Here is a 12,401-nt window from a genome sequence, read left to right as displayed (position 1 = left end):
CATGGACATCAGCACACTGTTTACCCAGGCTGCCCGCAAATGGCCGCAGGCGCTGGCGATCAAAGACCTGCGCAGCGCCCGTGAACTGACCTTTGCCGAGCTCGATCAGGCCCTTGATGACTTTGCGGCCGGGCTGGTTGAGTTGGGCGTCGGTACGGGCGAGCGGGTTGCCCTGTTGGCTGATACCAGCCTGAACTATCTGCTGGCCGATTACGGCTGCATGGCCCACGGCCGGGTCCGCGTGCCGCTGGACCCGTCGCTGGCACCGGGCGAATTGCTGGCGCAGATCAAGGATGCCGGCGCGCGTTTGCTGCTGTTCGGCAAAGGCCATGCTCACGTGGCGGCTGCACTGGTGGAGCAGGGCGTGGTCTGCCTGCCGCTGGACGCGGTGAGTGTTCCTGGCATGGCCGCCGCTGCACCGCTGCGGGTTGCCCGGGCGCGCACGGAGCTGGCGTCGTTGAACTACACCGGCGGCACCACCGGCGCGCCGAAGGCGGTGATGCACACCCACGCCAGCCTGTGTGCGGTGTTGCAGAACATCGTCATGGCCCGCGCGGCGTTGCCCGGTGATGTGCTGCTGAACGTGCGGCCGCTGTGGCCGATTGCGGCGGTGGCATTGCTGGCCCATGTACTCAGTGGTGGGCAGTTGGTGCTGGCTGAGCGATTTGATGCTTCTACCTTTGTTGGCCAGTTGCAGCAGCACCGTGCGGCCTTCAGTTCGCTGGTGCCGACCCAGTTGTTGCGGGTTCTGCGTGAGCCTCGTTTGGCTTATCCGGACCTGAGCGTGTTGAAGAGCATCGACATCGGCGCAGCCGCCATCGCGCCTTCGGTTCTGGACGATGCCTGTGAGTTGTTCGGGCCGCGCTTGAGTGTGTTGTACGGCATGACCGAAGCCCCCTGGACCTGCTATTTGTCGGCCGCACAAATGGGTCAGTTGCGCCGCGACGGTGAGAGCGCCGAAGGGCTGGTCGGGCGCCCGGTGTTTGCTGCGGGGTTACGAATCGACCGGCCCGATGACCAGGGCATGGGTGAAATCATGCTGGCGGGTCCGCAGTTAATGGCGGGTTACTGGCAGCAGCCCGAATTGACTGCGCAGGTGCTGGAAGAGGGCTGGCTGCGCAGCGGCGACCTGGGCCGGATCCGCGCTGATGGTTATTTGCAGGTCATGGGCCGAAGCAAGGAAATCATCCGCAGTGGCGGTAAAAGCATCCAGCCGGGTGAAGTCATCGAGTGCCTGCTGAACCATCCGCAGGTGGCGGATGCCCATGTGTTTGGCCAAGCTGATCTGGAGTGGGGCGAGCGGGTATGCGCGGCAGTCGTGCTTAAACCCGGTGCTGCGCCTTCCAGTGAGCAACTGCAAAGCCATTGCCAGCAGGTGCTGTCGCGTTTCAAAGTGCCGCGCCACGTGTACTTCGTGGAGACCTTGCCGCGTTCGCACTACGGCAAGATCCAGCTCAACCGGTTGCTTGAGCAGCTTGGCTGAGCGCGCGTAGTGTTAGTTGGGCGCCATTTGCGCAGCAATGCCCTGACAGGTACGGCGCAAATGGCTGGCCAGCTCAGAGCCGGGGTGGGTTTGTTCTTCCATGGCCAGCCCGGCGATGACCAGCGCCCCGACGGCATGGCCGTTGGCGGGGCGAATCGGGTAGGCAATCGAGTGCAAGCCCGGTTTGAACTCTTCGTGGCCGAAGGCAAAGTCCTGCTCGCTGCGGATCTTTTGCAAGGCTGGATCAATCCGTTGCCAACGCTCTTCACCGAGCAAACCGTGGGCCTGATCGGCGCTGTAAGTGGCCAGAATCGCCCGTCCGCTGGGGCTGCCGTCGATAGGGAATTGATCCGCCAGATCGACAATCACGTTCAGCGGCGTCGACGGCGTCCACATCCGCTCAATCAACACCACCTCATCACCCACCGGAATCGACAGCGAGACAATGGCCTGCAAGTCACCGATCACACGCTGCAGCTCAATGGTGAACGGCAGGGCGATCTTGCGCAGGTTCAGGCGATTGAGATAAGCCGACGAATAAATTAATGACTCGGCGCCGATCCGGTACGTACCGGCGTGCGACTCGATCAGATTCCAGTGATTGAGCGTCTTGAGCAGACGATGGATCGTGGTGCGATCAATCCCCGTCAGCTTGGCCAACTCCAGCGCCGACGCGCCTTGCTTGAGCCGGGCCAGCGTCCTGAGCAAGACAATCGAACGGTCAATCACCTGAACGCGTCCGCAGTTGCCGGCTTTATCCTGGCTGGCCTGTGCTGCGAGTGGGAGTGAAGAAGTGTCCATTAAAATCCTGTGCGTGTTCGAGCCATTGCGAGCGGGTAAGGGTAGCGGTGAACGCGGTGGGAGAGAAAGGGGGGAATGCGTGGGGGATGAAAAATAGAGGGTACGGACCAACAGGTAATCCGTAGGAGCCGCCGAAGGCTGCGAACTTTTGATCTTGGCATTTGAAATATCCCGATACTGACCTGTGTGGCTAAGCAACGAAGAACGGTGATTACCCTTTGCGGGGTGCCATGTGGATTTGACGCCACTTCAAAAGATCGCAGCCTTCGTCAGCTCAAGGCCAAGATACTTCCCTATACCCTAAATAACCTGTCGAAACGTGTAGTTATTCTTTTCAGGAATAAATCACGTTTTTTTGTTCTTTTGGGTTTTTATCCGCTCGGAGCATAGTGGCCCCCTTTTTCGGGCAGCTGACCTTGCTTCGTTTGGAGTCATCCATGGATGTCGATCATAAATCCCGCAGTCTGCTGATCGGCCAATGGTTTAGAAGCGAATACCGTTGGTTACGTGCCAGGGTAGGCAAGGATTTGGGGTGCCCGCATGGCGCCGAGGACATTGCATCGGAGACGTTTGTGCAGGTGCTGGGCCTGCGTGATGTGTTTACCGTGCGCGAACCTCGCGCGCTGTTGACGACGATCGCACGGCGCCTGATGTACGAAGGCTGGCGTCGGCGCGATCTGGAGCAGGCTTATCGCGAAAGCATGGCCGCCCAAGTCGGCAATGTTCACCCGTCACCTGAAGAGCAAGCGCTGATTATCGAGACGCTGCTGACCGTCGACCGCTTGCTCAATGGGTTGTCGGCAAACGCCAAGGCTGCGTTTCTCTATCACCAGCTCGACGGCATGACGTACACCGAGATCAGCCAGCAGTTGGGTGTGTCGGTCAGCCGCGTGCAGCAGTACATGGTGCAAGCGTTCAAAAGGATCTACACCGTAATGGATGAAGCATGAGTGCGATCGACAGCCGTGTGATCAACGAAGCCGCGCAATGGATGGCGCTGGTGCAGTCCGGGCATGCCAGCCCTGAGGAGTTTCAAGCGTTTGCGGCCTGGCGAGAGAGTGACCCGCGACACGCCGAGGTGTGTGCTCGTATGGGTGGCGGTCTGGGCCGTTTGCCGGTGGATGCGCTGCGGGCGATTCCGCGTCAGAGCCTGATGAGCAGTCTCAACAGCCCTTCGAGTCGCCGGCGCTTTTTGGGCAAAACCTTGTCCGTGGTCGGGGTGGGCGCGTTGAGCCTGGGGCTTGGCCGGTTTTACGGGCTGGTGGCATTGCCCGGAGAGTTGCTGACCGGCACCGCAGAGCGCCGTTCGTTGACCTTGGACGATGGCAGCGCCTTGACCCTCAATGCGCGCAGCCTGGTGCAGGTGCACTTTGATGCGCTGGAGCGTTTGTTGCTGTTACGCAGCGGTGAGCTGTTGGTGGATGTGGCCCGGGATGCCGGCAGGCCGTTTGTGGTGCAAACCGAGCATGGCCGGATGCGGGCCCTGGGCACCCGGTTTGTGGTGCAGCGCCGCGACGATTCAACCCGCATCGTCATGCTGCACTCGCAGGTTGAAATCACCACGCGCTCAGGGCTTCTACAGATAGTAAAAGCCGGTGAAAGTGCCACGTTTGATGGCAAAAACAGCCTGAGTGTCGCCCCTGCAACCGGCTACGAAAACGCCTGGGTCGATGGCCAACTGGAGGTGCGTGACAATTCGCTCGCCGATGTGGTCGAGCGTCTGCGCAGTTATCGCCGCGGGATCATCGTGCTTAGCCCGCAGATAGCCAGCTTGCGCATCAGCGGCCTGTATTTTCTCGATGACAGTGACCGCACCTTGCAACTGCTGGAGCATTCCTTGCCCGTGACAGTGCGCTATCACACCCCGTTTTGGGTCAGCATCGAGCCACGGGTTTAAATTCTTTTAAAAATTTTTGCTGCCCCCCCTATAAATTTCCCCGCGCTGTTTCACATACCTGCATCAGACAATAAATGAGGTGCAGGGTATGGGCTACGTAAGGGCTTCGCGGTTGGCGTTGGGTGTGGCATTGAGCATTGTCGGCAGCGCCGGTTTGAGCACGGCATGGGCCGATGGCCAGGCGCTAGGCAAGGTTGCGCATTTCGAGTTGCCAACCGGGCCGCTGGATCAAGTATTGCTGACCATCTCGCGTCAGGGCGCGGTGCCTATTTCTTTCGAGCAGCGTTTGCTGCACGGTTTGAAAAGCGCGCCGGTCAGCGGTGATCTGACTGCCAGCGAAGCCATCGACCAGGCCCTGCGCGGCACCGGACTGCACCGGGTACAGAGCGATATTGGCTTGAGCGTGCAAGCCGATGCCCCAACCGACTCAACCACTCCACAACTGAAAACCGTGACCGTCACCGGGCAGAAGGTTGAGCAGCCAAAGATCATTGCCGGGGCGCTGGGCAGTGCCAGTGAGCTGGATACGCCATTTTCGACGCGCCAGGTCAGCAGTGCCGAGATTGAAGAGCGTCAGATCAAGGCGCTGGGCAAGGTGTTTTCCGAAGACACCTCGGTGGTGTCCAACGGCGATACCTTTTCGCTGAACGCTTACTCCATCAGCGTGCGCGGTTTGCCGCTGGATGACGGCGGCAGCTACAAGATCAACGGCCTGCCGATTTACATGACCACCGTCGAACTGCCGCTGGAGGCCTTTGATTCCGTGCAGTTGCTCAAGGGCGCTTCGGGCTTTATGTACGGGTTTGGTGCGCCGGGCGGGGTGATCAACTTTGTCACCAAAAAGCCGACTGACGAGACCACGCTGAGTGTCGACGCGGGCATGCGCTCCAATGGCGTGTACAGCGAGCATGTGGACACGGGCGGCCGGGTCGGGGCGGACGACACGTTTGGCTATCGCTTGAACGCCGTGCACGAAGAAGGTGAAACCTACAGCCATTCCAACGTGCACCGCGACTCGGCGTCGTTGTCGCTCGATGCGCGCATTACCCCCGACCTGACCTGGACCGCCGACACGCTGTACCAGGAACGCCGCATCAATGGCGGCATTCAAGACTTCGACCTCAGTAGCTATGCCGGCGATAAACTGCCCAAGCCCATCAGTGGCCGCACCGATCTGTCTGCCTTTGACGACACCTTCTTCCAGTCGCGCATTTGGCTGGCCGCTACCGGCTTGCACTGGAACGTGACCCCGGACTGGTCCGCCAGCGTGGATTACAGCCATTTCAGCGACAAGCGCGTGTACGCCGCTGAATGGATGTCGCTGCTGGACAAGGCCGGTAATTTTCGGGACAACCTGAACGTCGGCCACAGTATCGCGATTTATGACCAGGTGCAGGCGATGGCCCAAGGCAGCTTCAGCACCGGACCGATTGACCACAAAGCTGTGTTTGGCGTGTCATGGCAAGGCCTGACCCGACGTTCTAGCCTCAATTACCTGAGTGCCGATATCGGTGGCAACAACCTTTACGACACCCCGGACCGTCTGACCTATGACGGCAGCTTCGATTACTCCACTTACCGCACGGCCTACATCGATCAGCGCGCCGTGTTTGCCAGCGACACCCTGGACCTGACCCACGGCTGGTCGCTGCTGGCCGGCCTGCGCCTCACCGATTACACCCAGGACACCTACGGTAAAAGCGGCAGCCGTACCTCGACTTACCACGAAACGCCGCTGACGCCGACGGTTGCGCTGATGTACAAGCCGCGCCCGGACACCACGTTCTATGCCAGTTATGTCGAGGCCCTTGAGTCGGGCGGCACGGCGGGCATCACTTACAAAAATGCCAACGAAGTGCTCGACCCGATCAAGAGCAAGCAATACGAAGTCGGGGTGAAAACCGATCGTAAAAACTGGGGCGGCTCGGCGGCGATTTTCCGTATTGAACGCGGCGCGGAATACGGCAATAGCCAGAACTATTACGTGCAGGACGGCGAGCAGCGCTACCAAGGGGTGGAACTCAACGGGCACCTCGACGTGACCGATAACACCACCCTCAGCAGCAGTTCAACCTGGCTGGACGCTACCTTTACCAAAAACGAAGACGACCTGGTGGGCAATCGGGTGTCCGGTGTGCCGCGCTTCCAGCAAGTGCTGCAAGTCAGCCATAAGGTGGCCGGGATCGAAGGCCTGAAAGTCTATGCCGACGCCCATTACACCGGCTCTTCCGAAGCCGATGACAACAACACCTGGAAGTTGCCGGAATACACCTTGTACGGGGTTGGTGCGAGCTATCGCCTGAAGGTCGACAACCACAACGTGACCTTGCGCGGCGCGGTCGACAACCTGACCGACCACAAGTACTGGGGCATCCTGTCTTCGGATTACATCTTCGTCGGTGCCCCGCGCACGCTGTCGCTTAACGTCAGTTTCGACCTTTAACGCAGCGGACGCCGACCATGTTTGAACGACTCGCATACTGTGCAGGGCTGCTGTTGCTGTGCGCGCCGCTGGCGCATGCCCAGCCACAACAGGCGCTGACGGTTTACGGCGAAGCGCCGAAATACCCGCCCGATTTTCAGCACTTTGACTATGTGCAGGCCGATGCCCCCAAAGGCGGGAGCTTCAGCCTGTCCGGGCAGACATCGCCCTTTGATCATTTGCTGCCGTATGTGGACAAGGGGCAGGGCGTGGACAAACTCGATGGCTGGCTTTATGCGCCGTTGGCCCAGCGCTCGAAAGATGAACCCTACACGGTGTATGCCGATGTCGCGCAGAGCATGGAGTTGGCGCCGGACCACAGCTGGATCCGCTTCACCCTCAACCCGCAGGCCCGGTTTGACGACGGCGCGCCCATCACCGCCGACGATGTGCGCTACACCTTCGAGCAACTGACCACCCACGGCAAACTGAAGTACCGCATTCAGTTTGCCGACGTCGCCAAGGTGGTGGTCGAGTCGCCATTGCAGGTGCGCTTTGACTTCGTCGGCAGCGATAACCGCACTCTGGCGCTGGACATCGCGACTTTGCCGGTCCTGCCTGCGCACTGGTGGCGTGAGCACGACTTTGCCAATGGCGCCGGTTTTGATATCCCGCCCGGCAGTGGGCCGTATCGCGTGGTCAAGGTTGACCCTGGGCGCAGTGTGCATTTGCAGCGGGTGCCGGACTGGTGGGGCGCCGACCTGCCGGTCAACCGTGGCCAGTACAACTTTGATCAGGTGCGCATCGAATACTTTGCCGATAACGGCAGCGTCGATGTCGAGGCCTTGCGCGCCGGGGTGTTCGACTTCAATACGGTCGGTTCTTCGGCGCAATTTGCCACCGCCTATAACGGCGCAGCACTGAATGACGGGCGCTTGCAAAAAAAACGTCTGGCGCCCCTGGCCATTCAAGGTACTCAGGGGTTTGTGTTCAACCTCGACAACCCGATCTTGGCCGACCGCCGCGTGCGTCAGGCCCTGGCCTTGTTGTGGGACTTTGAATGGACCAATCGCAGCCTGATGTATGACGCCTATCACCGTCAGCGCAGCTTCTTTTCCAACAGCGAACTGGCAGCCAAAACCCTGCCTGACGCCGACGAACTCAAGGTGCTGGAGCCGCTGCGCAGTCAACTGCCGCCAGAGGTCTTCACCCAGGTCTTTAACCCGCCTGCCACCGATGGCAGCGGAATCATCCGCGACCAGCAATTACAGGCGCTGGCCCTGCTGCAAGCCGCCGGCTGGCGCCCTCAGGGCGATCAGTTGGTGAATGCGGCGGGCAAACCCCTGCGCCTGACGTTTCTCAACAGCGGCAGCGGTTACGAACGGCTGGTCTTGCCTTATATCCGTAATCTCAAACAGATCGGCGTGACCCTGGATTTCCGCACGGTCGACGCTGCGCAATACATTAACCGGCTGCGCAGCCGGGACTACGACATGATTGTGGCGAACTACCCGGTGTCCGCGTCCCCCGGGCGTGAGCTGTTCAATTACTTTGGCTCGGCAGCGGCGAAAAATCCCGGCTCCAACAACTACATGGGCCTGCAAGACCCGGTGGTGGATCAACTGATTGGTGGCCTGACCAAGGCCAATGACCGCAACACCATGATCACCTACGCCCGGGCGCTGGATAGGGTGTTGCAGTGGGGTTATTACTGGGTGCCGAATTTCTACAGTGGCGGCACCGGCTCGGTGTGGTGGAACCGCTTTGCCCAACCTGCCACTGCGCCGATTTACGACGCCGGCCTGGACACCTGGTGGCAAGTCAGCGCGCAGCCATTGATCAACGTGCAGATGCAAAGCCAGCAGGAGCAAAACCATGCTGGTTTATAGCCTGAGACGTTTGTTGCTGATTATCCCGACCTTGCTGTGCATCCTGTTGGTTAACTTTGCCATTGTGCAGGCCGCCCCCGGTGGCCCGGTGGAGCAGGCCATTGCCCGCTTGCAGGGGCTGGGCAGTGGTTCCGCGGTAGGCGGCGGGCACGTTGAAACCATGGACGTTACCTCCGGCTCAGCGACCAGCCATGGGCTTGATCCGCGTCTGGTCGCGGACATCGAGCGCCAATACGGCTTCGATAAACCGCCCTTGCAGCGACTGTGGCTGATGGTCACTCAATACGCCCATCTGGACTTCGGCAGCAGTTTTTTCCGGGGGGCAACAGTCACTGATTTGATTGCGGAAAAACTCCCGGTCACGTTCTCGCTCGGCCTCTGGGCCTTGCTGATTACCTATGGCGTGTCGATCCCCTTGGGTATCCGCAAGGCCGTCGCCCATGGCAGCGCCTTCGATGTGTGGACCAGCGCGGCGATCATCATCGGTTACGCCTTACCGGCCTTTTTGTTCGCCTTGGTGCTGATCCTGTTGTTCGCCGGTAGCAGTGGCCTGAACTGGTTTCCGCTGCGCGGACTGGTGTCCGAAAACTTCGCCTCGCTATCCGCCGCCGGCAAGGTGCTGGACTACCTCAAACACCTGGTCTTGCCGGTCACAGCGCTGGTGGTGGGCGGTTTTGCGACGTTGACCATGCTCACCAAAAACAGCTTTCTCGATGAAATGTCGCGCCAGTACGTCATCACCGCCAGGGCCAAAGGCGCCGGGGAGCGGCAGGTGCTGTACGGCCACGTGTTGCGCAACGCGATGCTGATGGTGGTCGCCGGATTGCCGCAAGCCATGGTCAGCGTGTTTTTTGGGGGTTCATTGCTGATTGAAGTGGTGTTCAGCCTCGATGGCCTGGGCCGCATGAGCTATGACGCGGCGGTCTCGCGCGATTACCCGGTGGTGTTTGGCTCGCTGTTCATTTTTACCCTGTTCGGTTTGCTGATCAAACTGCTGGGTGATCTCTGTTATCGGTTGATTGATCCGCGAATCGACTTCTCGACGAGGCGCTATTGATGTTGAGTCTGTCTCCTGTGAACCAGCGCCGCTGGCAGCGTTTCAAGGCCAATCGCCGAGGCTATTGGTCGTTGTGGATTTTTTTGGCGGTGTTTGCCGCCAGTTTGGGCGGCGAGTTGCTGGCCAATGACAAACCGCTGCTGGTGGTCAGCCAGGGGCATTGGTATTTCCCGGCGGTGTCGCGTTACACCGAACAGGAGTTTGGTGGCCAACTACCGTTTCAGCCGGACTACCGCAGCGCTTATTTTCGCCAGATGATCAAGCAGCAGGGCGGCTGGATGCTGTTCCCGCCGATTGAGTTCAGTGCCGACACGGTCAACTACGACCTGCGCACGGCCGCCCCCAGCCCGCCGGGTGGGGAAAACTGGCTGGGCACAGACGATCAGGCGCGGGATGTGATGGCCAGGGTGATTTTCGGTGTGCGCCTGTCGCTGCTGTTTGCCCTGGCGCTGACCCTGATCAGCAGCTTTATCGGCATCTGCGCCGGTGCGTTGCAGGGCTATTACGGCGGCTGGGTCGACTTGTTGGGTCAGCGTCTGCTGGAAATCTGGTCCGGATTGCCGGTGCTGTACCTGCTAATCATCCTCTCCGGGTTTGTCGAGCCGGGTTTCTGGTGGTTGCTGGGCATCATGGCACTGTTTTCCTGGCTGACCCTGGTTGACGTGGTGCGGGCCGAGGTGCTGCGCGGGCGTAATCTGGAATACGTGAAAGCGGCGCGCGCCCTGGGCCTGAGTAACCTTGAAGTGATGCTGCGCCATGTGCTGCCCAATGCCTTGACCTCAACCCTGACCTATTTGCCGTTCATCCTCACCGGCGCGATCGGCACCTTGTCGGCCCTGGATTTTCTGGGCTTTGGCATGCCGGTGGGCAGCGCGTCGCTGGGCGAGTTGATCAGTCAGGGCAAAAACAATTTGCAGGCGCCCTGGCTGGGGTTGACTGCGTTCTTTACCCTCGCGTTGTTGCTGAGTTTGCTGGTGTTTATCGGCGAAGCCAGTCGTGATGCGTTTGATCCGAGAGCTGCCAATGTCTGAGCAATTGATCGAAATTCGTAACTTGCGCGTCAGTTTTGCCGGGCAGCCGGTGGTCCGTGGCATTGACCTGGACATACGGCGCGGCGAATGCCTGGCGCTGGTGGGTGAGTCCGGCTCCGGCAAGTCAGTGACCGCGCATTCGATCCTGCAATTGTTACCGGCCAGCAGCCAAACCGAAGGCAGCATCCGGCTGTGCGGTGAGGAGTTGCTGGGGGTGGATGCGGCCCGATTGGGAAAACTGCGCGGTAATCAGGTGGCGATGATTTTTCAGGAGCCCATGAGTTCGCTCAATCCGCTGCACACCATCGAGCGTCAGCTCAGCGAAACCCTGCGGCTGCACACTGCACTGGATGGGCACGCTATTGGGCGGCGCATTCTCGAGCTGCTCGACAGGGTGGGTATTCAACACCCGGCGCAACGGCTAAAGGCCTACCCGCATCAATTGTCCGGCGGCCAGCGGCAGCGGGTGATGATCGCCATGGCATTGGCCTGCGAGCCGCAATTGCTGATTGCTGACGAGCCCACCACAGCGCTGGATGTAACTGTACAGCGCAAGATTTTGCTGCTGCTGCGTGATCTCCAGCAGCAAATGGGCATGGCGATGCTGTTTATCAGCCATGACCTCAACTTGGTGCGGCAGATCGCCCAGCGGGTGGCGGTGATGCGCGGCGGCGAGGTGGTCGAACAGGCCCGCTGCGACGACCTGTTTACGCATCCGCAGCACCCCTACACGCGGCAGTTGCTGGATGCCGAACCCGGCAGAGATCCGCTGCCGGTAGCGTCTTCAGCGAACCTCTTGCAGGTGCACAAACTGGCTGTGCGCTTTGCGCTGGGCGGGCCGTTCTGGCGTCGAACTTACTTGCAGGCGTTGCAAGGCATCGACTTGAACGTGCGTCAGGGCACCACCCTGGGGATTGTCGGTGAGTCCGGTTCCGGCAAGTCGACCTTGGGGCAAGCGATCTTCAAATTGATCGAGGCCCAGGGCTCGATCCAGTTTGACAGCACAGCGTTGGAGAACCTCGATACCCGGCAAATGCGCCCGTGGCGCAAACGTATGCAAGTGGTCTTTCAGGATCCTTATGGCAGCTTGAGCCCGCGCCTCAGCGTGCTGCAAATCATCGCCGAAGGCTTGCGCGTACACACCGACCTCACGGCAGAGGAGCGTGAGACTGCGGTAATCAGCGTGCTGGAAGAAGTCGGGCTGGATCCGGCGGTGCGCCACCGCTATCCCCATGAATTCTCGGGTGGCCAGCGACAACGCATCGCCATTGCCCGTGCATTGGTGCTCAAGCCGGACTTGATGCTGCTCGACGAACCGACCTCGGCGCTGGACCGAACCGTGCAAAAGCAAATCATCGAGTTACTGCGCCGTTTGCAACGGGAACACGGGCTGACGTATCTGTTTATCAGCCATGACCTGGCGGTGGTCCGCGCCCTGGCCCACGACATCATGGTCATCAAGGACGGGCAAGTGCTGGAGCGGGGCGCGACACAGACCATCTTTGACGCGCCGCAGCATCCCTACACCCAGCAGTTACTGGCGGCGGCGTTTACCGGGGCTGCTTGAGCAACTCAGCGAGGTGCGCGGCGCTTACCGGGCCAAAATAGTCGAACGGTCAATCACCTGAACGCGTCAGCCGTTGCCGGCTTTATCCTGGCTGGCCTGTGCTGCGAGTGGGAGTGAAGAAGCGTCCATTAAATCCTGTGCGTGTTCGAGCCATTACGTGCGGGCAAGGGTAGCGGTGAACGCGGTGGGGGAGTAAGGGGGGAATACGTAGGGCATGAAAATAGAGGGTGGGAGATGTTGAAGTTTGGCGTAGG

At 60.2% G+C, this 12,401-nt stretch carries 9 protein-coding genes; 8 read left to right on the top strand and 1 reads right to left on the bottom strand.

What is annotated here, in order from left to right:
• The first annotated feature begins 1 nt into the window (after position 1).
• Positions 2-1,483: a class I adenylate-forming enzyme family protein gene (locus QMX84_RS19400; RefSeq protein ID WP_282364554.1), complete on the top strand. Its 1,482-nt coding sequence runs from the start codon at positions 2-4 to the stop codon at positions 1,481-1,483.
• A 12-nt stretch (positions 1,484-1,495) separates the two neighbouring features.
• Here the strand turns inward: QMX84_RS19400 and QMX84_RS19395 are convergent, their stop codons facing one another.
• Positions 1,496-2,284 (bottom strand): IclR family transcriptional regulator, encoded by a 789-nt coding sequence (locus tag QMX84_RS19395; protein ID WP_153335198.1) that lies wholly within the window; start codon positions 2,282-2,284, stop codon positions 1,496-1,498.
• 437 nt (positions 2,285-2,721) lie between these two features.
• On the opposite strand from QMX84_RS19395, the gene QMX84_RS19390 reads away from it, so the two are divergent.
• From QMX84_RS19390 to QMX84_RS19360, 7 genes are all read left to right on the top strand, one after another.
• Positions 2,722-3,234, top strand: a complete 513-nt coding sequence (locus QMX84_RS19390) for a sigma-70 family RNA polymerase sigma factor (RefSeq protein WP_048387037.1) — start codon at positions 2,722-2,724, stop codon at positions 3,232-3,234.
• On the top strand, positions 3,231-4,181 hold the full coding sequence (locus QMX84_RS19385) for a FecR family protein (protein WP_282364553.1): 951 nt from the start codon (positions 3,231-3,233) through the stop codon (positions 4,179-4,181). The genes QMX84_RS19390 and QMX84_RS19385 overlap by 4 nt, the downstream gene beginning before the upstream one ends.
• 88 nt (positions 4,182-4,269) lie before the next feature.
• Entirely contained in the window at positions 4,270-6,624 is a 2,355-nt protein-coding gene (locus QMX84_RS19380; protein ID WP_282364552.1) for a TonB-dependent receptor, read from the top strand.
• A 17-nt stretch (positions 6,625-6,641) separates the two neighbouring features.
• Positions 6,642-8,492 (top strand): extracellular solute-binding protein, encoded by a 1,851-nt coding sequence (locus tag QMX84_RS19375; RefSeq protein WP_282364551.1) that lies wholly within the window; start codon positions 6,642-6,644, stop codon positions 8,490-8,492.
• On the top strand, positions 8,479-9,549 hold the full coding sequence (yejB, locus tag QMX84_RS19370) for a microcin C ABC transporter permease YejB (RefSeq protein WP_282364550.1): 1,071 nt from the start codon (positions 8,479-8,481) through the stop codon (positions 9,547-9,549). The genes QMX84_RS19375 and yejB overlap by 14 nt, the downstream gene beginning before the upstream one ends.
• Entirely contained in the window at positions 9,549-10,580 is a 1,032-nt protein-coding gene (locus QMX84_RS19365; protein WP_278937608.1) for an ABC transporter permease, read from the top strand. The genes yejB and QMX84_RS19365 overlap by 1 nt, the downstream gene beginning before the upstream one ends.
• Positions 10,573-12,147 carry an ABC transporter ATP-binding protein gene (locus QMX84_RS19360; protein WP_282364549.1) on the top strand — a complete coding sequence of 525 codons (1,575 nt, stop codon included), beginning with the start codon at positions 10,573-10,575 and terminating at the stop codon, positions 12,145-12,147. Before QMX84_RS19365 ends, QMX84_RS19360 begins: the two co-directional genes overlap by 8 nt.
• Positions 12,148-12,401: the final 254 nt, after the last annotated feature.

It is taken from the genome of Pseudomonas sp. PS01297, assembly GCF_029959305.1.
GTDB lineage: Bacteria > Pseudomonadota > Gammaproteobacteria > Pseudomonadales > Pseudomonadaceae > Aquipseudomonas > Aquipseudomonas helleri.
This window is presented reverse-complemented; position numbering and strand designations above follow the sequence as displayed.